Annotated in this window: 19 protein-coding genes; all 19 read right to left on the reverse strand. The window is 39.5% G+C overall.

All coding sequences use genetic code 11. From position 1 onward, the window contains the following. Positions 1–9 precede the first annotated feature (9 nt). Complete coding sequence (gene tuf / locus E2R68_RS04850; RefSeq protein ID WP_134276372.1) at positions 10–1,194, reverse strand: elongation factor Tu; 1,185 nt, start codon at positions 1,192–1,194, stop codon at positions 10–12. A 74-nt stretch (positions 1,195–1,268) separates the two neighbouring features. Further along, complete coding sequence (gene fusA, locus E2R68_RS04855) at positions 1,269–3,365, reverse strand: elongation factor G (protein WP_134276373.1); 2,097 nt, start codon at positions 3,363–3,365, stop codon at positions 1,269–1,271. A gap of 77 nt (positions 3,366–3,442) precedes the next feature. Further along, complete coding sequence (rpsG, locus tag E2R68_RS04860) at positions 3,443–3,913, reverse strand: 30S ribosomal protein S7 (RefSeq protein ID WP_134276374.1); 471 nt, start codon at positions 3,911–3,913, stop codon at positions 3,443–3,445. A gap of 84 nt (positions 3,914–3,997) precedes the next feature. Beyond that, the gene (gene rpsL, locus E2R68_RS04865) at positions 3,998–4,372 is read right to left on the reverse strand and encodes a 30S ribosomal protein S12 (RefSeq protein ID WP_134276375.1); all 375 of its coding nucleotides are present in this window, start codon (positions 4,370–4,372) and stop codon (positions 3,998–4,000) included. A gap of 206 nt (positions 4,373–4,578) precedes the next feature. After that, on the reverse strand, positions 4,579–4,869 hold the full coding sequence (gene tusB / locus E2R68_RS04870; protein ID WP_134276376.1) for a sulfurtransferase complex subunit TusB: 291 nt from the start codon (positions 4,867–4,869) through the stop codon (positions 4,579–4,581). Further along, positions 4,870–5,229, reverse strand: coding sequence for a sulfurtransferase complex subunit TusC (tusC, locus tag E2R68_RS04875; RefSeq protein ID WP_243834601.1), 360 nt, complete (start codon positions 5,227–5,229; stop codon positions 4,870–4,872). A gap of 10 nt (positions 5,230–5,239) precedes the next feature. Further along, complete coding sequence (gene tusD, locus E2R68_RS04880) at positions 5,240–5,644, reverse strand: sulfurtransferase complex subunit TusD (RefSeq protein ID WP_134276378.1); 405 nt, start codon at positions 5,642–5,644, stop codon at positions 5,240–5,242. Positions 5,645–5,653: 9 nt separating this feature from the next. Next, positions 5,654–6,043 (reverse strand): RidA family protein, encoded by a 390-nt coding sequence (locus tag E2R68_RS04885; protein WP_134276379.1) that lies wholly within the window; start codon positions 6,041–6,043, stop codon positions 5,654–5,656. Positions 6,044–6,314: 271 nt separating this feature from the next. Further along, complete coding sequence (gene rpoC / locus E2R68_RS04890) at positions 6,315–10,535, reverse strand: DNA-directed RNA polymerase subunit beta' (RefSeq protein WP_134276380.1); 4,221 nt, start codon at positions 10,533–10,535, stop codon at positions 6,315–6,317. Between the two features lie 90 nt (positions 10,536–10,625). Continuing rightward, positions 10,626–14,663: a DNA-directed RNA polymerase subunit beta gene (gene rpoB / locus E2R68_RS04895; RefSeq protein ID WP_134276381.1), complete on the reverse strand. Its 4,038-nt coding sequence runs from the start codon at positions 14,661–14,663 to the stop codon at positions 10,626–10,628. 240 nt (positions 14,664–14,903) lie between these two features. Then, positions 14,904–15,269 (reverse strand): 50S ribosomal protein L7/L12, encoded by a 366-nt coding sequence (gene rplL / locus E2R68_RS04900; RefSeq protein ID WP_134276382.1) that lies wholly within the window; start codon positions 15,267–15,269, stop codon positions 14,904–14,906. 43 nt (positions 15,270–15,312) lie between these two features. Next, complete coding sequence (gene rplJ / locus E2R68_RS04905; protein WP_134276383.1) at positions 15,313–15,816, reverse strand: 50S ribosomal protein L10; 504 nt, start codon at positions 15,814–15,816, stop codon at positions 15,313–15,315. A gap of 266 nt (positions 15,817–16,082) precedes the next feature. Next, positions 16,083–16,787, reverse strand: coding sequence for a 50S ribosomal protein L1 (gene rplA / locus E2R68_RS04910; protein ID WP_134276384.1), 705 nt, complete (start codon positions 16,785–16,787; stop codon positions 16,083–16,085). A gap of 4 nt (positions 16,788–16,791) precedes the next feature. Then, the gene (gene rplK, locus E2R68_RS04915; protein ID WP_025565261.1) at positions 16,792–17,220 is read right to left on the reverse strand and encodes a 50S ribosomal protein L11; all 429 of its coding nucleotides are present in this window, start codon (positions 17,218–17,220) and stop codon (positions 16,792–16,794) included. A gap of 454 nt (positions 17,221–17,674) precedes the next feature. After that, positions 17,675–18,223: a transcription termination/antitermination protein NusG gene (nusG, locus tag E2R68_RS04920; protein WP_134276385.1), complete on the reverse strand. Its 549-nt coding sequence runs from the start codon at positions 18,221–18,223 to the stop codon at positions 17,675–17,677. 9 nt (positions 18,224–18,232) lie between these two features. Next, positions 18,233–18,613, reverse strand: a complete 381-nt coding sequence (gene secE / locus E2R68_RS04925; RefSeq protein WP_134276386.1) for a preprotein translocase subunit SecE — start codon at positions 18,611–18,613, stop codon at positions 18,233–18,235. A 366-nt stretch (positions 18,614–18,979) separates the two neighbouring features. Next, positions 18,980–20,950: a polysaccharide biosynthesis protein gene (locus E2R68_RS04930; protein WP_134276387.1), complete on the reverse strand. Its 1,971-nt coding sequence runs from the start codon at positions 20,948–20,950 to the stop codon at positions 18,980–18,982. A 120-nt stretch (positions 20,951–21,070) separates the two neighbouring features. Continuing rightward, entirely contained in the window at positions 21,071–21,619 is a 549-nt protein-coding gene (locus tag E2R68_RS04935; RefSeq protein WP_134276388.1) for a sugar transferase, read from the reverse strand. Further along, positions 21,616–22,569 (reverse strand): UDP-glucose 4-epimerase family protein, encoded by a 954-nt coding sequence (locus tag E2R68_RS04940; protein WP_134276389.1) that lies wholly within the window; start codon positions 22,567–22,569, stop codon positions 21,616–21,618. The genes E2R68_RS04935 and E2R68_RS04940 overlap by 4 nt, the downstream gene beginning before the upstream one ends. Positions 22,570–22,574 lie beyond the last annotated feature (5 nt).

Genomic DNA, 22,574 nt, shown 5'->3' on the forward strand with positions numbered 1-22,574 from the left:
GAGTAGTTATTACTCGATGATAGTAGAAACAACACCAGCACCTACAGTACGGCCACCTTCACGGATAGCGAAACGTAGACCTTCATCCATAGCGATTGGACCGATTAGTTCAACAACGAACTTAAGGTTATCACCAGGCATTACCATTTCTACACCTTCAGGAAGCTCAACAGCACCTGTGATGTCAGTTGTACGGAAGTAGAACTGTGGACGGTAACCTTTGAAGAATGGAGTATGACGACCACCTTCATCTTTACTTAGTACGTATACTTCAGATTCGAACTTAGTATGTGGCTTGATTGAACCAGGCTTAGCTAGAACTTGACCACGTTCAACGTCTTCACGTTTAGTACCACGTAAAAGAACACCAACGTTCTCACCAGCACGACCTTCGTCAAGAAGTTTACGGAACATCTCAACACCAGTACATGTAGTAGTAACAGTATCTTTAAGACCAACGATCTCAACAGCTTCACCAACTTTGATGATACCGCGCTCAACACGACCAGTAACAACAGTACCACGACCAGCAATTGAGAATACATCTTCAATTGGTAGGATGAATGGTTTGTCGATGTCACGCTCAGGCTCAGGAATGTAAGAATCTAATGCGTCAGCTAGTTCAACGATTTTCTCTTCCCACTCAGCTTCACCTTCAAGAGCTTTAAGAGCAGAACCAAGGATAACTGGTAGATCATCACCTGGGAAATCGTATTCAGAAAGAAGTTCACGAACTTCCATTTCTACTAATTCTAGTAGCTCTTCATCATCAACCATGTCACATTTGTTTAAGAAAACAACTAAGTGTGGAACACCAACTTGACGAGAAAGTAGGATGTGCTCACGAGTTTGTGGCATAGGACCATCTGTTGCAGCAACAACTAAGATACCACCATCCATTTGAGCAGCACCAGTGATCATGTTTTTAACATAATCGGCATGTCCAGGACAGTCTACGTGTGCGTAGTGACGAGTTTCTGTATCGTATTCGATGTGAGAAGTATTGATTGTAATACCGCGCTCACGCTCTTCTGGAGCATTATCGATTGAAGAGAAATCTTTAGTGTCGCCACCGAATTTTTTAGTTAATACAGCAGAGATTGCAGCTGTTAAAGTAGTTTTACCATGGTCAACGTGGCCGATTGTACCTACGTTTACATGTGGTTTATTACGTTCAAATTTTTCTTTAGACACAGTGTGTACCTTCTTTATCAGTAAATACCTCTCCACATGCCATCACATGGAAAGACGTTAGTTTAATTTATTTTTTATTTCGCTTCAATAATTGCGTTAGCAATTTTTTTAGGCGCATCAGCATATTCTAAAAACTCCATCGAATAAGATGCACGACCCTGCGTTGCTGAACGAACTGCGGTTGCATAACCAAACATTTCAGACAGCGGTACTTTGGCATGAACGATTTTAACACCACCTGGGCCATCGTCCATTCCTTCAATAATACCTCGACGACCATTAAGGTCCCCGACTACAGTGCCCATCCAATCTTCAGGCGTTGTTACTTCAACTTTCATTAGAGGCTCAAGAATGGTTGCATCAGCTTTTAATGCTCCATCTCTGAATCCCATCATGCCAGCAATTTTAAATGCCATTTCGCTAGAGTCAACCTCATGGTATGTACCATCTAGTAAAGTAACTCGTACGTCAAGCATTGGGTAGCCAGCAAGCACACCTTGGTTCATTTGTTCTTCACAGCCTTTGCTCACTGCTGGAATGTATTCTTTTGGAATAACATTGTCAGCCATTTCGTTCACAAATTCAAAACCAGCACCTGATTCAAGCGGTTCTAGTCTTAATTGGACATGGCCATAATGGCTAGGTCCTTCGCCTTGACGAATAAATTTACCTTCGATTTCAACCGTTTTACGGATTGTTTCACGGTATGCAACTTGTGGATTACCCACGTTACAGTTCACAGCAAACTCGCGACGCATACGGTCAACAATGATATCAAGGTGAAGCTCACCCATACCAGAGATCAGTATTTGTCCAGACTCTTCATTTGTTTCAACACGAAATGAAGGATCTTCAGCTAATAATTTATCAAGTGCTAGCGTAAGTTTCTCTTGGTCAGCCTTTGTTTTTGGCTCAACCGCAATTTGAATAACCGGTTCAGGGAAATCCATACGCTCAAGAATAATATTCTTTCCAGCAACACAAAGCGTATCGCCCGTAGTGACGTCTTTAAGACCGATCGCAGCAGCTATATCGCCGGCACGAACTTCTTTGACTTCCTTACGTTCATTAGCATGCATCTGTACGATACGTCCTAAACGCTCTTTTTTACCTTTAATCGGAATATAAACTTGTTCACCAGACTTAACTACGCCTGAGTACACTCGCATAAAGGTTAACGTACCCACGAATGGGTCCGTTGCCACTTTAAACGCAAGTGCTGCAAATGGAGCGTCATCAGAAGCAGGACATTCAATCTCTTTTTCAGTATCACCATTGATAGCTTTAATCGCTTCAACTTCTACTGGAGAAGGTAAATAATCAATGACCGCATCTAGCACTGCTTGAACACCTTTATTTTTAAAGGCGCTACCACATGTTGCTAATACGATTTCATTATTTAACGTACGAATACGTAAACCTGCTTTGACTTCTTCTTCGGAAAGTTCACCTTCTTCGAGGTATTTTTCCATCAGTTCATCATTTGCTTCTGCTGCTGTTTCTACTAGTTCCTCGTGCAAAGACTGCGCGTGATCTAATAAATCAGCTGGGATTTCAACATATTCAAATGTCATCCCTTGATCTGCATCGTTCCAATTGATCGCTTTCATTTTAATGAGGTCGATAACCCCGCTAAAGTTCTCTTCTGTACCAATATTCAAATGAATAGGAACACAAGTTGCGCCTAAGCGAGTTCGAATTTGCTCAAGTACAGACTCAAAATCAGCACCAGTACGGTCCATTTTATTAACAAATACGATACGCGGAACGTGGTATTTGTTAGCTTGGCGCCATACAGTTTCTGATTGAGGCTCCACACCTGACGAGCCACAAAATACAACGACTGCACCATCTAACACGCGTAATGAACGTTCAACTTCAATAGTGAAATCTACGTGTCCTGGTGTATCAATGATATTAATGCGGTGCTGCTCATACTGGTTTTGCATGCCTTTCCAGAAAGTAGTAGTCGCAGCTGAGGTGATAGTAATACCACGCTCCTGCTCCTGCTCCATCCAGTCCATCGTTGCTGCACCATCATGTACTTCACCAATTCTGTGAGATACACCAGTGTAGAACAACACACGCTCTGTAGTAGTAGTTTTACCTGCATCGACATGAGCTACAATACCGATATTACGGTAGCGCTCAATAGAAGTTGTACGTGACAATGCAATGTCCTTTTTAAATAAAGCTTTGTGCAAATAGAAACGAAAAAGCACAAGCTAAAGCCTGTGCTAAGAATTTTCTACCAACGGTAGTGAGCAAACGCTTTGTTTGCATCAGCCATACGGTGAACGTCTTCACGTTTCTTAACCGCAGAACCTTTGTTATCTGCTGCATCAACTAGCTCACCAGCTAGACGTAATGCCATTGATTTTTCACCACGCTTACGAGAAGCTTCAACTAACCAACGCATTGCTAAAGCATTACGACGAGAAGGACGAACTTCTACAGGCACTTGGTATGTTGAACCACCAACACGACGAGATTTAACTTCGACGCTTGGGCGGATGTTTTCTAAAGAAACTTCAAAAAGTTCCATTGGATCTTTGCCGCTTTTTTCAGCAGCAGTTGCTAAAGCACCGTAAACGATTTTTTCAGCAATAGATTTTTTTCCGTCAACCATTACTACGTTAACGAATTTTGTTAGGATTTCTGATCCAAACTTAGGATCTGGTAGTACTTTACGAGTAGCTACGACGCGTCTTCTTGGCATCTTATTTCTCCGTGCGCTTCAGGATATTACCCAAAACATATTAAATTTAAAATAGTGTTTGTTTGGCCTTACTTACGGAAAGTATTAAGATTTAGGCTTTTTAGCACCGTATTTAGAACGACCGTTACGACGAGCTGTTACACCTGAAGTATCAAGTGCACCACGAACTGTATGGTAACGAACACCCGGTAAATCTTTTACACGACCGCCGCGGATCAAGATTACACTATGCTCTTGCAAGTTATGGCCTTCACCACCGATGTACGAAGTTACTTCGAAACCGTTAGTTAGACGTACACGAGCAACTTTACGCATTGCCGAGTTAGGTTTTTTTGGTGTAGTAGTATATACACGAGTACATACACCACGTTTTTGTGGACACGCTTCTAGCGCAGGAACGTTAGTTTTTTGAACTTTGTCCTTACGCGGTTTGCGTACCAATTGTGAAATTGTTGCCATTGTTAAATAGCTCCTAAGTGTGTGTGAAAAATCAAACCCTAAAGATTAGGGTCGCAAGAGTTTACGCTGATTAGAATGGCGAGTCAATAATTAGGCAATCGTGTTTTTGTTCACAAAACAAAAAAGTGAATACAAAAGGTAAGTCGCAATAAAAAGAGGGAATCAGAAAATAAAAAATAATGAATTTAAAGTTAGTGAAGGCAGTATTACCAAGCTAACTGACTCTGACACTTAATCGTTAAATCAACAAACCCAGCATAGTCGATGATTTGGCCAAAATCTGCATGGAGACCACGCGCTTGTAAATCATCCTGTAATATAAATAAACGCTTACTTTCATGTAACTGCAGCAAGGTAGGTTGTAATTCAAGGGAAGCACTAACCGCAATAACAGCATCGTTCATTAAAAGAACACAATCATGTTCTGATAGATGCTTTAAACAATCTTGTAATGAAAAAGTACTCAAAGGAGAGCTTTTGATTGTGTGTAATATCATTTAAAAACTTAATAATTGATCTTGCTGAGCAAGGTATGAGTTAATTTTTTCAGTACTTAACAGCGTTGTTTTAATAACCAATTGGTCTACTGAAATATGACGAAGCGCTAGAGATTCTTCACAAACATAAATTTGTTCAACACCGTACAACTCAAGCATTTGTAACATTGGCTGAAAATCTTTCTGCAAAATAATATCAGCTTGATGCTTTGCTAATAATTGATAAACCCCGTCGCCAATAAAAAAAAGACTCAATGATTCATTAAAAGCGGATAATGCTAAGCTTAAATCTAATGCTTCTCTTGCATGGCTTTGACCATGTGGTAAATGTCGATTAACAATACCAACCTTCTTTTCCATTACCATTTCCTTAAAATTGCATTAGGCGATCACAATTGGCTGATAATTCAGCTAACTGCCCTAACCCGCTTAAAACAAAAGGAGATTTTAGATTGTAACTGGATAATGCTAAATGCTCAGCTTCTTGTTCATTAACAATACCGCGGCGTAATGAAGCTGCGACACAAACTTCTAAAGGGAATTGGTGTTGCAAAGCTAATGTTGACCACAATTCAGGCAAATTAACTTCATCTGTAGCAGGGCTCACTAAGTTACTCGCATTCAATACACCATCTAAGTAGAAAAACACACCACTAACTTGATGACCTGCTTCCAATAAAGCACAACAAAATTGATATGCTGTTGATGCACTTTGATGGCTAGCAGGAGAGCCAGTGACTAAAATAGAAAATTTAACTACTTGATGGTCTGACATAGTTCAGCCTTATTTCGCGGTAAACGCGACAGCTTCAACTTCAACTAAAACATCTTTTGGCAAACGTGCAACTTCAACACATGAACGTGCAGGTGCGAGTTCAGCAAAATATTTACCATACACTTCATTAAATGCAACAAAGTCATTCATATCTTTAATAAAACAAGTTGTTTTAACCACTGTTTCAGCAGATGCGCCTGCAGCATCTAATACAGCAAATAAATTTTTCATTACTTGCTCAGCTTGCTCTGTAATACCACCTTCTACAATTTCCATTGTTTTTGGATCTAATGGGATTTGACCAGAAGTAAAAATCATTTCGCCCATTTGATTTGCCTGAGAATATGGACCAATTGCTGCTGGAGCTTGTTCTGTGCTAATTATTTTTTTAGTTGTCATGAGATAACCTTGTAATGGAGAATATGTTAACGCGAACCTAACTTATATCATTGTATTAAACGATGGATCAACTTAACGGTAAAAATAATATCAATTTCTATATTTAAAGGGTTAAAAAAAGCAGGATCAATCCTGCCCCCCATAAATGTAATAGTAACAACATATCCGGGGCGAGGCTTTCAAGCCACCTAATTAATTGTAAATTTCAGGCACAAAAAAAGGTGCCGAAGCACCTTTTTATTAAACATCAGTTTGATTCCGCTAGGAAATCTTACTCACCAAAATCAACGGCGTTTAGTAAGTCTGCTAAGTTTTGCTCAGCAGCTTCAACATCGATGATTGGCTCATCTGTTACAGGTTCAAGCTCTTTCGCTTTAGCTGCAGCACGAGTACGGTGATGTGCAAAACCAGTACCAGCTGGAATCAAGCGACCTACGATTACATTCTCTTTCAAGCCATGTAATTGGTCACATTTACCTGCAACAGCAGCTTCCGTAAGAACACGAGTCGTTTCTTGGAAAGATGCAGCTGAAATAAATGATTCAGTTGCTAGTGATGCTTTAGTAATACCTAATAACTGGTATTCAAACTTAGCTAAGTTTTTACCTTCAGCTTCTAAGCGACGGTTTTCAATAACAACACGTACAACTTCAGCTTGCTCACCTGCTAAGAACGAAGTATCGCCAGCATCAGTGATGATACATTTACGTAGCATTTGGTTAACGATAACTTCAATGTGTTTATCGTTAATTTTTACGCCTTGTAGACGGTAAACTTCTTGTACTTCGTTAGTGATGTAGTTAGCCACTGGGCTAATACCACGTAGACGAAGGATGTCATGAGGAGACTCAGGACCATCAGAAATAACCTCACCTTTTTCAATCTTCTCACCTTCGAAGATGTTTAGGTGACGCCATTTAGGGATCATCTCTTCATATACATCGCCATTAGCTTGAGTGATAACTAAACGACGTTTACCTTTCGTTTCTTTACCAAATGCTAATGTACCAGATACTTCAGCTAAGATAGCCGCATCTTTAGGAGTACGCGCTTCAAACAAGTCGGCTACGCGAGGTAGACCACCCGTGATATCACGAGTTTTCGAGCTTTCTTGAGGAATACGAGCAACCGCATCACCCACTCGTACTTGAGCACCATCTTCTAGACTAACGATAGCTTTTGCAGGAAGTGCATATTGAGCAGCAACATCAGTACCAGGAATGAATAAATCATTACCTTTAGCATCAACTAGTTTAGCCATTGGACGCATTTCTTTACCAGCACTTGGACGTTGTGCAGGGTCAATAACAACAATACTTGATAAACCAGTTAATTCATCAGTTTGTTTGTTAATTGTCACGCCTTCAATGAAGTCTAAGAATTCAATCTTACCTTCCACTTCCGTAATGATTGGATGTGTATGCGGGTCCCAGTTAGCAATGATTTCACCAGCAGTAATTGCTGTACCATCTTGCTTCTCAAGAACAGCACCGTAAGGTAGACGGTGATTCTCTTTAGTACGGCCTAACTCATCAATAACTGTTAATTCTGTTGAACGAGAAGTAACAACTACTTTTTGGTCAGAGTTAATTACAAACTTAGCGTTATGTAATTTAACTTTACCTGTATTTTTAACTTGAATGCTGTTTTCAGATGCAGAACGCGATGCTGCACCACCGATGTGGAACGTACGCATCGTTAACTGTGTACCAGGTTCACCGATAGACTGAGCGGCCATAACACCAACTGCTTCGCCTTGACCAACCATGTGTCCACGAGCCAAATCACGACCGTAACATTGAGCACAAGCACCAAAGTCTGTATTACAAGTAATTACTGAGCGAACCCATACTTGGTCAACAGATGCTTCTTCGATTAAGTCACACTTCTTCTCATCAAGTAATACATTACGTTTGATTAATACTTCGTTATCAGTACCTGGTTTGATGATGTCACGAGCAACAACACGACCTAGTACACGTTCACGAAGTGGTTCAACAACGTCACCACCTTGAATTAACGGTGTAACTAATAGACCTTCTTCACTACCACAATCTTTTTCTGTGATAACTAAATCTTGAGCAATATCAACAAGACGACGAGTTAGGTAACCCGAGTTTGCTGTTTTAAGTGCTGTATCGGCCAAACCTTTACGTGCACCATGCGTCGAGATAAAGTACTGAAGTACGTTTAGACCTTCACGGAAGTTAGCTACGATAGGTGTTTCGATGATTGAACCATCCGGTTTAGCCATCAGACCACGCATACCAGCTAGCTGACGGATCTGAGCGGCACTACCACGTGCACCAGAATCGGCCATCATGTAAACACTGTTAAACGAATCTTGTACCGCTTCTTCGCCTTTCGCTGTTAACACAGTTTCTTTAGAAAGGTTTTCCATCATCGCTTTAGCAACTTGCTCATTCGCACTTGCCCAGATATCGATAACTTTATTGTAGCGCTCACCCGCAGTCACAAGACCAGCTTGGAATTGCTCTTGGATTTCTAATACTTCAGCTTCAGCTTCTTCAACTAAGTGTTTCTTAGCTGCAGGAATAACCATATCGTCGATACCAACAGAAGCACCTGACAATGTAGCGTATTCAAAACCTGTGTACATTAATTGGTCAGCAAAAATAACTGTGTCTTTAATACCTAATAAACGGTAACAAGCATTCAACACGTTAGAGATTGCTTTTTTGCCCATGTTTAAGTCAACATGCTCAAATGGTAAACCTTCTGGCATGATAAGAGACAGAATGGCACGACCAATTGTTGTTTCAACTAGTGCTGTAGTTGATGTACGAGATTTGTCTTCAGCAATATGAACTTGAGTCATACGTACTTTAACAATCGCTTGTAAATCAACAACACCTGCACGGTATGCTTTTTCAGCTTCTTTTGCACTTTGGAAGTACATGCCTTCGCCACGCGCATTAATGCGAGTACGTGTCATGTAGTACAAACCTAATACAACGTCTTGTGAAGGTACGATAATCGGATCACCATTTGCAGGTGATAAGATATTATTCGTAGACATCATTAACGTACGAGCTTCAAGCTGCGCTTCAATTGTTAACGGTACGTGTACCGCCATTTGGTCACCATCGAAATCGGCGTTGTATGCCGCACAAACCAATGGATGTAATTGAATCGCTTTACCTTCGATTAATACAGGCTCAAATGCTTGGATACCTAGTCTGTGAAGTGTTGGTGCACGGTTAAGTAGCACTGGATGTTCACGGATAACACCTTCTAGGATGTCCCAAACTTCACCACCTTCACGGTCAACTAATTTCTTAGCCGCTTTAATAGTAGTAGCAAGACCTAATGCTTCTAGCTTACCGTATACGAATGGTTTAAATAGCTCTAATGCCATCTTCTTAGGAAGACCACATTGATGTAAACGTAGTGTTGGACCAACTGTGATTACAGAACGACCAGAGTAATCTACACGTTTACCTAGTAAGTTTTGACGGAAACGACCTTGCTTACCTTTGATCATATCTGCAAGCGATTTTAGAGGACGCTTGTTCGAACCAGTAATAGCTCGGCCACGACGACCATTATCTAATAACGCATCAACAGATTCTTGTAACATACGTTTTTCATTACGTACGATGATATCTGGTGCAGCTAATTCTAAAAGACGTTTTAGACGGTTATTACGGTTAATAACACGACGGTATAAGTCATTTAAGTCAGATGTCGCAAAACGTCCGCCGTCTAGTGGTACTAGAGGACGTAAATCAGGTGGTAGTACTGGAAGTACTGTTAAGATCATCCACTCTGGTTTGTTTGAAGATTGGTGGAAAGACTCAACCAATTTCAGACGTTTTGTTAATTTTTTACGGCGAGTTTCAGAATTAGTGGTTTCTAATTCTTCACGCATGCCTTTGATCTCATGTTCTAGATCTAGTTGCTTAAGTAATGCAAATACGGCTTCTGCGCCCATCATTGCATCAAACTCATCGCCCCATTGCTCTAGGTTGTCCAAGTACTCTTCTTCAAGAAGAATTTGGCCACGCTCAAGATCCGTCATACCTGGTTCAACAACCACGAATGATTCAAAATATAGGATACGTTCGATGTCACGTAACGTCATATCAAGCATTAAGCCAATACGAGACGGAAGTGATTTAAGGAACCAAATGTGTGCAACAGGTGATGCTAATTCGATGTGTCCCATACGGTCACGACGAACTTTAGCTTGAGTAACCTCAACACCACATTTTTCACAAATAACACCACGATGTTTAAGGCGTTTGTATTTACCACATAAACATTCGTAATCTTTGATAGGACCAAAGATACGTGCACAGAATAAACCTTCACGTTCAGGTTTAAATGTACGGTAGTTAATGGTTTCAGGTTTTTTAACTTCACCAAAAGACCATGAACGGATCATTTCAGGTGATGCTAAACCAATTTTAATACCATCGAATTCTTTGGTTTTATTTTGTTGCTTTAAAAACTTGAGTAAGTCTTTCACGCTACTCTCCTATTAGGAGTTAAAACTAGGCGTCTTGTTCTTAAAACAAGACAAGACGCCACATATTTACTTAAGCCGACTGCTTAGTGCTTAGCCGTTTTCTTCATCTAACTCGATGTTGATGCTTAATGAACGGATCTCTTTCAACAATACGTTGAATGATTCTGGCATGCCAGGTTCCATTCTATGGTCACCGTCTACGATGTTTTTATACATCTTAGTACGACCATTCACATCATCCGATTTAACCGTTAGCATTTCTTGTAGAGTGTAAGCAGCACCGTAAGCTTCTAGTGCCCATACTTCCATCTCACCGAAACGCTGGCCACCGAACTGAGCTTTACCACCAAGTGGTTGCTGAGTAACCAAGCTGTAAGAACCAGTTGAACGTGCATGCATTTTATCATCAACTAAGTGATTCAATTTAAGCATGTACATGTAACCAACGGTTGTTCTACGTTCGAATTCGATACCTGTACGACCATCAGTTAACTGTAATTGACCAGACTCTGGTAAATCAGCTAAACGTAATAGTTCACGGATTTCACTTTCGTGAGCACCATCGAACGCAGGTGTTGCTACTGGTAAACCTTTGTATAGGTTTTTAGCAAGACGCATTACTGCTTCGTCATCAAATTCATTTAAGTCAACATGACAAGGTGCATCACCAAATGAGTAAAGTTTTTGTACGAATTCACGTACTTTGCTCATTTCAACATCACGCTGATCTTTGATCATGCGCTCTAGTTTCTCACCAACACCTTTACAAGCTAGACCTAAATGAGTTTCAAGGATCTGACCGATGTTCATACGTGATGGTACACCCAGTGGGTTAAGTACGATATCAACTGGAACACCAAACTCATCGTGTGGCATATCTTCTACAGGTACGATGTTTGAGATAACACCTTTGTTACCGTGACGACCCGCCATTTTATCACCTGGTTGTAGGCGACGACGTACCGCTAGGTAAACCTTAACAATTTTTTGAACACCCGGTGCTAAATCATCACCTTGAGTGATCTTACGACGTTTAATATCAAACTCTTTATCAAAGTCTGCTTTAATTTCATCGTTTTGAGCACTGATTTGATCTAAATGTGTTTGCTTCTCATCATCAGAAAGTACGATATCAAACCACTGTGCTTTAGGCATTTGTAGTAAGCGTGCTTCTTCTTGACCAGCAGAAACGAGTAGATTTAATGCTTTTTCGTAAATAGCGCCTTGTAAGATATTGAACTTTTCAGTTAAATCTTTCTTAGCCGCTTTCAATTGCATTTCTTCGATTTCAAGTGCGCGTTTATCTTTCTCAACACCATCACGAGTAAAGACTTGAACGTCAATTACTGTTGCGTATGTAGAGTTAGAAACACGTAGAGAGCTGTCTTTAACATCTGACGCTTTCTCACCGAAGATAGCTCGTAATAGTTTCTCTTCTGGCGTAAGTTGTGTTTCACCCTTAGGTGTTACTTTACCTACTAAGATATCACCTGGTTTAACTTCAGCACCTACGTAAACAATACCAGATTCATCTAGTTTGCTTAATGCAGATTCACCAACGTTAGGGATATCAGCAGTGATCTCTTCAGTACCCAATTTAGTTTCACGTGCAATACATGAGAACTCTTGGATATGGATCGTAGTGAAACGATCTTCTTGAGATACACGCTCAGAAATAAGGATTGAATCCTCAAAGTTGTAACCATTCCAAGGCATGAAAGCAATCTTCATGTTTTGACCAAGTGCTAAATCACCCATATCAGTAGATGGACCATCTGCTAATACGTCACCGCGAACAATTGGCTCGCCTGGTTTACACGTTGGTTTTTGGTTAATACAAGTATTCTGATTCGAACGAGTGTATTTAGTTAAGTTGTAGATATCGATACCGGCTTCACCAGCAACTAATTCATCATCAGCAACTTTAACAACGATACGAGATGCATCAACGTAATCGATTACACCACCGCGTTTCGCGATAATGGTAACACCAGAGTCAATAGCAAGACGACGTTCGATACCAGTACCTACTAATGGCTTATCAGCACGTAAAGTAGGAACCGCTTGACGTTGCATGTTCGCACCCATTAAGGCACGGTTAGCATCATCATGTTCTAAGAACGGGATAAGTGACGCAGCAACAGAAATGATCTGTTGTGGTGACACATCCATATAATCGATATCTGCAGCACCCATAAAGGTTGTTTCACCTTTATGACGACAAGGGATCATCTCTTCGTTAAGCATGCCATTCTCATCAGTGTTAGCTGATGCCTGTGCGATAACGAATGTACCCTCTTCGATAGCTGATAAGTATTCAACTTGATCAGAAGGTTTACCATCGATAACTTTACGGTAAGGCGTTTCTAAGAAACCGTAACTGTTAGTACGAGAGAAAGTCGCTAACGAGTTGATAAGACCGATGTTTGGTCCCTCAGGCGTTTCGATAGGACATAAACGACCATAGTGAGTTGCGTGTACGTCACGTACTTCAAAACCAGCACGTTCACGTGTTAAACCACCAGGGCCTAATGCAGAGATACGACGTTTGTGTGTTACTTCTGATAATGGGTTATTTTGATCCATGAACTGAGACAGTTGTGATGAACCAAAGAACTCTTTAACAGCAGCTGAGATAGGTTTTGCATTGATCAAGTCTTGCGGCATAGTTGCATCAAGATCGCCTAATGATAGACGTTCTTTAACGGCACGTTCAACACGTACTAAACCAACACGGAATTGGTTTTCAGCCATTTCACCTACACAACGAATACGACGGTTACCAAGGTGATCGATATCATCAACTTCGCCATTACCGTTACGAATATCGATCAGTGTTTTCATAACACTTAAGATATCTTCGTTAGATAGAATACCAGGACCTTCATCGCCTTCAATGTTTACACGGCGATTGAACTTCATACGACCTACTTTAGATAAGTCATAACGTTCTTCTGCAAAGAATAAGTTTTGGAATAAACCTTCTGCAGCATCTTTTGTTGGTGGCTCACCAGGACGCATCATACGGTAGATTTCTACTAACGCTTCTAAACGGTTAGTTGAAGAATCAACACGTAATGTGTCTGAGATAAATGAACCACAATCTAATTCATTTGTATAAATCGCTTCGAATTTTTTAATACCAGACTGTGCTAGCTCTGCTAATAACTCAAGCGTAAAGATATCATTTGCATTAACAATGATTTCGCCAGTTTCGCTACTGATGTAATCTTTTGCTGCAACTTTACCTTCTAAATGCTCAAACGGTACTTCGATGCTTTTCACGCCAGCTTTTTCAAGATCGCGAATATGACGAGCGGTAATACGCTTGCCAGCTTCAACGTACGTTTTGCCTTTACTGATAACATCAAAGTTTAATTGCTCACCACGTAAACGGTCTGCAATCAATGCCATCGTAATAACACCATCTTTAACAACAAACTCAGTTGTATCAAAGAAGATATCTAGGATTTGTTCTGTAGTGTACTCAAGCGCACGTAACATGATCGTTGCCGGTAATTTACGACGGCGGTCAATACGTACAAATAAGTTATCTTTAGGGTCGAATTCGAAATCTAACCAAGAACCACGGTAAGGGATAACTCGTGCGTTATATAACACTTTACCCGAACTGTGAGTTTTGCCTTTATCATGGTCAAAGAAAACGCCAGGAGAACGATGTAATTGAGAAACAATAACACGCTCAGTACCATTGATTACAAAAGTACCGTTTTCAGTCATAAGAGGCATTTCGCCCATGTAAACTTCTTGTTCGCGGATATCTTTAACCGTACCTGCTGGTGCATCACGGTCGTAAATAACAAGACGTAATTTTACACGCAAAGAGGCAGAGTATGTAACTCCGCGGATTTGGCATTCTTTCACATCAAAAACAGGCTCACCTAAACGGTAACTTACATATTGCAGTTCCGACGTGCCTGAATAACTAGCGATTGGGAAGATGCTGTTAAAAGCAGCTTCTAGACCAACTTCCCCAGTTAAATCGACTTCAATGAATCGTTTGAATGAATCTAGTTGAATTTCCAACAAGTATGGTTTTTCCATAACTTGTGGACGTTTCCCAAAATCCTTACGAATACGTTTTTTCTCAGTATAAGAGTAACCCATGTGGTTCCTTTGCTCGCTGATAAAATTGGTCATAGTTGTCTTACTTGGTTTGAATCTTAGTGTATGACAACGGCGGCACATTATTTTGGTGTTAATGATGCGTTCTATAACATCACCTTAAGCGTCCGATGACCGTAAAAAATAATGATAAATCACGGTATCCTATAGCGCAAAAAGGCCGGTGATTAAATAATCACCAGCCAAAGCTATTTGCATAGCTATTAAGTTAGAAAAACTAACTTATTTAAGTTCAGCAGTTGCACCGATTTCTTCAAGCTCTTTGATGAATGCTTCACCTTCAGCTTTCTCGATACCTTCTTTAAGTACCGCTGGGCATGCTTCAACAGCAGCTTTAGCTTCTTTCAGGCCTAGACCTGTGATGCCACGTACAGCTTTGATTGCTTTAACTTTGTTCTCACCGAAAGCAGTAAGTACTAGGTTGAATTCAGTTTGCTCAGCAGCAGCTTCGCCTGCAGCAGCAGGACCTGCAGCAACAGCAGCAGCAGATACACCGAATTTTTCTTCCATTGCTTCGATTAGTTCAACAACTTCCATTACAGATAGTTCTGCAACAGCATCAATGATTTGGTCTTTAGTAAGAGACATGAGTCAATTCCTATATATAGATTATAAAATGGTATTACAGCAATTACGCTGCAGATTCTTCTTTCTGGTCGCGAATAGCAGCCAGAGTACGTACAAGTTTGCCAGCTGCAGCTTCTTTCATAGTAGCCATCAGTTTCGCAATTGCTTCGTCGTATGTTGGTAGTGTCGCTAAACGGTCGATTTGAGCGGCTTCAATAAATTCGCCTTCAAATGCTAGCCCTTTAATTTCAAACTTTTCATTTGCTTTAGCGAAGTCTTTTAAAAGACGTGCTGCAGCACCTGGATGTTCGTTTGAAAATGCAAGGATAGTAGGACCTGTAAACGTTTCTGTCAGACATGCGAAGTCTGTACCTTCAACTGCACGACGTGCTAATGTATTACGAATTACACGTAAAAATACACCGTTTGCACGTGCTTTTGCACGAAGTTCAGTCATTGCACCTACTGTTACACCGCGTGAATCGGCAGTTACAGCAGACAGAGCGCCTTTAGCAGCTTCGTTGACTTCAGCAACAATAGCTTGTTTGTCTTCGAGTCTTAATGCCATTTGGTTTTACTCCTGGATTCCACTAGGTTTTACCCTAGATAAACACCCCCATCTAATGATGAGGCACTATTTCGGTTACGGATCCAGTAGAATAATCTTTCTGGGGTCCGGTACCATCTACGCAGGAAATTAAGTTAAATCAAGGATTTAACGCCTGCGGTCTAAGAAGAGACCTAAGGCCCTCCAAAGTAAGGTCGCGTATTATACAAATAATACCCGACCTTGTATAGTCACTTAGTGATTTATCAGCAAATGACTATAAAAAATTACGCTACTACTGTTACTAAAGTTGCTTGGTCGATTTTAACACCAGCACCCATAGTTGTAGATAGAGAAACTTTCTTGATAAATTGACCTTTAGCGCCAGATGGTTTTGCTTTTTTAAGCGCAACGATTAGAGCTTCTAGGTTTTCTTTAATTTGATCAGCAGAGAACGTAGCTTTACCGATTGTAGAATGGATAATACCATTCTTGTCGTTACGGTAACGAACCTGACCAGCTTTAGCATTTTTAACTGCTTCAGCAACGTTAGGAGTTACAGTACCCACTTTCGGATTAGGCATTAGGCCACGTGGACCTAAGATTTGACCTAATTGACCAACAACACGCATAGCGTCTGGTGATGCAATTACAACGTCAAAATCCATTTCGCCAGCTTTAACTTTAGCAGCAAGATCGTCCATACCAACGATATCCGCACCAGCTTCTAATGCTTTTTCAGCGTTAGCGCCTTGTGTGAATACAGCAACACGAACTTCACGGCCAGTACCGTGTGGTAATACAGTTGCGCCACGAACGTTTTGATCACTACGACGAGGATCAACACCTAGGTTAACTGCAACATCAATGCTTTCGCTGAATTTAGCTGTAGCAAACTTTTGTAAAAGTGCTACTGCTTCATTGATTTCGTATTCTTTAGTTCCGTCTACTTCTGCACGGATAGCTGTCATGCGTTTAGATAATTTAGCCATTGTATTAACCCTCTACTTCCAGACCCATAGAACGAGCAGAACCCGCAATACAACGTACCATCGCTTCAAGATCGGCACCCGTTAAATCAACTTCTTTCGCTTTAGCGATTTCTTCAAGTTGAGCAACTGTTACTTTACCTACTTTATCTTTGTTAGGTACAGCAGAACCAGATTTGATGCCGGCAGCTTTCTTAAGTAAGTAAGATGCAGGTGGAGTCTTAGTTTCGAACGTAAAAGAACGGTCAGCATATACTGTAATTACTACAGGTACTGGAGCGCCTTTTTCTTGAGATTCTGTTTTTGCATTGAATGCTTTACAGAATTCCATGATGTTAACACCGTGTTGACCAAGTGCAGGACCAACTGGTGGTGACGGGTTTGCCATACCAGCTGAAACTTGCAGCTTGATATATGCGGTTACTTTCTTAGCCATGATATATTACCTTTGTTTGGGTATAACGCTGATATAAAAACAGCTTCCCGATTAATTCATAAGTATCTGCATTATTGCAACATACTCAGTTCTTTTGTTTTGTCATAACAAATCGCTTTGATACAACAAATAAAAAGGGCGGCGAATTATACCTGTAATATGACCTTCTTCACAAGGCTTTTTGGTGTTTTTTTGAACGAAAATAATAATTCTGTTTAGGCGAGACTAATAAGTGTGAATTTTAAAAAAGAACTAATGAGAGCCTAGCTTTCAAACTACCTAACAATCAGCAGGATAAATCCTGCACCCCAAGATAACACCACAAAAACACTGGGCGTGGTTTTCAATCCACCTAAAAACAAATATAACTATTCAATCACTAAAAACAAAAAAGCCAATAAGAATCAACTTATTGGCTTTTGAATTCAACAATAGATTTTACCCTATTATTTCATTAGTCTTTTTCAACTTGAGAAAACTCAAGTTCAACTGGTGTTGCACGACCAAAGATAGAAACCGATACTTTCAAGCGACTTTTATCGTAATCAACTTCCTCAACTGTACCAGAGAAATCTGCAAATGGACCATCAGTAACGCGAACCATTTCACCTGCTTCAAACAAGGTACGTGGACGTGGTGAATCATGAGAATCTTGTAAACGATTAAGAATATTATCTACTTCTTTTTGAGAGATAGGAGCAGGACGTTCTGCTGTACCACCAATAAAGCCCATAACACGGTCGATACTTTTCACTAAATGCCAGCTATCATCATTCATCGCCATTTCAACTAAAACGTAACCTGGGAAGAACTTGCGTTCACTCTTACGTTTCTGACCGGCACGCATTTCAACCACTTCTTCAGTAGGAACTAAGATTTGCCCGAAGTGCTCTTCCATTTCGTTTAAACGAATATGCTCTACTAATGTTTTTTGAACACGCCCTTCATAACCAGAGAATGCTTGTACTACGTACCATCTCTTTTTTTGAACTTCTTCAGTCATAATAAACCCTTAAATAGAGGTAGTGATAAACGAAACGATACGAACAAAAATGCCATCAAGACCCCATAGCACTAAACCAACAATTGTTGATACAGCTAAGATGATTAATGTAGTTTGAACTGTTTCTTGGCGTGTTGGCCAAACAACTTTACGTACTTCAAGACGCGAGTCTTTAGCAAAACCAACAAATGTTTTACCTTTTTCAGTAAATGCAGCAGAAAGAAGTGCTAAAGCAGCTAAGAATAAAAGTATTGCCACACGTAATACAACATGCGTTTCTTCGCCGTAAATATAATTACCAACAATAATTGCTGCTAATAAAAGAACGGTGATAGTCCATTTCAACCCATCAAGTGAGCTTTTGCTGTTTTCAGAATTTACTGTACTCATAACTCTTTGTATCCACTGTTAAAATTAATAATACCGTTCTTAGCATCAGTTGCTAAGAGGTAAAACAACCATCCATATTGATGATTGCTTAATAGATGACAGACTATTTTACACTTGCTAAAAATCGTCACCTAGAAATAAAGCACGTCAGTATAAGGATTTTTCTGTCCTTTGTAACCTGATAATACGTAAAAAACTTGATTCTTATCCATAAAGAGCGAATAAAATGAAAATCGATGAAAATAAGAATCAAAAACAACAATGTGATAATTTAAAAGAGCAGTAACTTACAAATTTTGCTTCGCATGCAGAAGTTGGAAAATACGACTTAGAAAGAACCACAAAAGCAGTTATTAATTTAAAGCGTTATTTTTTAATATCATTTTGTATCGCTAACTTTGCAACCTCATCAAAACATTTATCTACTTTTTGTTTTGATGAAGCTAATTTCTCATTCCAAGCTAAATCACCAATACCATCACTTGGTTCAAAACCTGTTGGCGTAGAGAGTAATATTTTGCGTATCAGTTCATGATCAAAATGCTTACAAGCATCATCTAATTTTTCTAATATATCGACATATTCATTCAATGGTAGATAAAACTCTTGGGCTGTCATGATCCTTTCATGAGCTGTTTTACCAACATCACCACCAATTAATAACTCTTCATATAATTTTTCACCAGGGCGCAAACCTGTAAATTTAATTTCAATGTCACCAAGTGGATTATCTTCACATTTAACGTCAAGTCCAGATAAGCGAATTAGATTCTTAGCTAAATCAATTATTTTAACTGAATCTCCCATATCAAGAATAAATACATCGCCCCCCTTCCCCATGGCCCCAGCCTGAATAACAAGTTGAGCGGCTTCAGGAATCGTCATGAAGAAACGAGTAATATCAGGGTGAGTAACCGTTAAAGGCCCCCCTTTTAAAATTTGCTTTTTAAATAATGGAATAACAGAGCCTGAAGAACCAAGTACATTACCGAAACGAACCATACAAAAGCGAGTTCCATTAACTTTTTCATGCTCTTGTTCGGCTAAGGCTTGCAACCCTAATTCAGCAAGCCTTTTAGTTGTGCCCATCACATTGGTTGGACGCACAGCTTTATCTGTCGAAATTAATACAAAAGACTCAACCTTACTTTCAATTGCAGCTTTAGCTGTAAAATAAGTACCAAAAACATTATTTTGAATACCTTCTGCAACATTAAATTCAACTAAAGGTACATGTTTATAAGCTGCTGCATGATAAACAGTATTAACATTAAAAGTTGTCATCACCATAGTTAAACGATTGTAGTGTTGAACAGAGCCAAGCAGTGGCACTATTCTAATAGTCTTATTAGCTTCTGCTGCAAGTTGTGTTAATTCATTTTCAATTTTATATAAAGCAAACTCTGAACGCTCAAATAATATAATCGCTGAAGGATCCCCTTTAATAATTTGTCGGCATAATTCAGAACCAATTGACCCGCCAGCCCCAGTCACCAATACCACTTTATTTTTTATGTTAGCCTCAAGAAGTACTTGTTGTGCAGCAACTGGGTCTCGGCCTAGTAAATCATCAATTGGTACATCACCTAACTGATCAATACTTGCTTTACCTGAAACAATATCTTCCATGGAAGGCACACTAAGTACTTCCATGTGTAAATGAACTAAGGAATCAATAATTTCTTTACGGCGGGCTCTCGAAGCACTAGGCACTGCAATAAATATTTTTTTAGCATCTGATTTTGTAATTAGGGAGGCGATATTGTCGGTATGATGAACAGATAGACCTTGTATAATCATTCCAATTAAGGTTGTGTCTGTATCAACAAACGCAACAACTCGATATTCCTCAGAAGATTTTAAAGATAAAGCTAGCTGTCGTCCTGCACCGCCAGCACCATAAATTAATACACTTTCTCTTCCTTTTTTATCGCCTTGAAAAACCAGCGCTCTCACCATTAATCGAGAACCTCCACAAAGAATAGCTAAAAAGGCAAAATAGATAATAGGAACAGTACGAGGCAAAAATGATTGTAAATAATAGGATAAAAGAGCAAGTGCTAGTGCAGATAATAACGAGCCAATAAAAATAACAAATAAAGCATGGAAAGTAAGATAACGTAAGACAGCTCGATATAGACCCAGACGAATAAAAAAGACGAGAGTTAATACAATGGTGCCAACTAAAGTATAAATACTTTCGACATTCATAAGCCATTCAAATTTCCCCAAGCGTACCCAGAAGGAAAAATAAAAGGCGAGACAGATAAATAAAGTATCAATAAACAAACTGATAATACGCTTGCTAGTACGAGATAAATTCCAAATTATAACCATATATTTTATTAACACTTTGAAAGAGAATTGAAAAAGAAAGAGTCTATCCAAATTTATTAGATAGAGCACGAAAATTTACACAATGGTTAGAAAAATTAAATAGCTAAGACATTAAATCAGTTATTTAACTGCATCCCCACTCCCACTACCGGTCGCTGTCATAATAATATATTTAAAATACAAAGGTAAAGTTAAACTATCTATCATCTGTTTATCTGTTTTAGCTAACAACTCCGGTGTAGACATGTCAACATTTTGCACTTGAGCTAAGCCCGTAATCCCAGGAAGAACGTCATATATGCCAAGAGCTTCTCTTTCTTTGATTAACTCTTCTTGATTGAATAAATTCGGTCTTGGTCCAACCAAACTCATTTCACCTTTGAGCACATTAATCAGTTGTGGCAGTTCATCTATTTTAGTTTTACGTAAAAAGGCACCTAACTTAGTGATGGAGGCATTACTGGCTAAATGGCTTGCAACAGATTTTGTCTCAACAGTCATAGTACGAAATTTGATCAGATCAAATGGTTTTTGGTTTTTACCTACTCGTGTTTGTACAAAAACAGGTGAGCCAGTATCAAACAAACCGATAATGACAACGATAAGTAAAATTGGCCATAACAGTAACAAACCAAAAAATGCAGCTAAGAAATCTAAAATACGGATCATTTGTTACTCTTCTTATTTTTTAAAAAAACTTCTGCTGTTTCACGAAAACCATCTTCGACAGATTGAATTGGCTTCCAATTTAGTGTCTGTTTCGTATGCGAAATATCAACTTGTAATGAGCCCAATAAGCGATTAACAACATCTTGCTTGCCAAACACTTTTCCAATCAAATGATAAAGTGATAAAGGCACTGGTAACATTCGACTTGAGCGACCTAACGCTTTAGACATTTTTTTAATCATTCCAGCAGTAGAAAGATCATTATCATCTGAAACTAGAAATACTTGATTCGCGGCATTGGGGTGATCAATACAAGTAATGATAAGATCAACCAAATTATTTACTGAGACTAAACTACGTTGGTTGTTAGTTATACAACCAAAAGGCAAAGGTAATCCTTTTGATACTAAGTTTAGTAAGGAAGCAAAATTAGCTTTTACACCAGGGCCATAAACCAAAGGAGGTCGAATAATGACAACTTCCATCCCTGTTTCTTCTGCCAGCTTTAAAAGCTGCTCTTCCGCTTCAGATTTCGATTGACCATAAAAATCTTGTGGCGCTCGAGCATCACTAGCTTTAAAAGCCTGACCAAGCTCAGTTGATTCACCATTAACTTTGATGCTGCTAATAAATATAAAGCGCTTAACACCAGCTTCAGCAGCTTGTCTCGCAAGATTCAAAGTTCCGGCTGTATTTACTTCACGATAATCATCAAGTGGATTTATTGATTCATCATTCATCACATGAACGCGTGCGGCGCAGTGGATGAGCACATCAAAATCAATAAGAATCTTTTCATAATCAATCGACTTATCCAAATTAGCATAATGATGAATTAACTTGTTATTGTTACTTCGTGTTCGCCCCAAAGTTGCAAGTTGATGAGATGTTAATGCCGGTATTATAAAACTACCTAAAAAACCAGTTGCACCAGTAAGAATTATTTTCATAACAG

It is taken from the genome of Psychromonas algarum (genome assembly GCF_004376845.1).
Classification (GTDB): domain Bacteria; phylum Pseudomonadota; class Gammaproteobacteria; order Enterobacterales; family Psychromonadaceae; genus Psychromonas.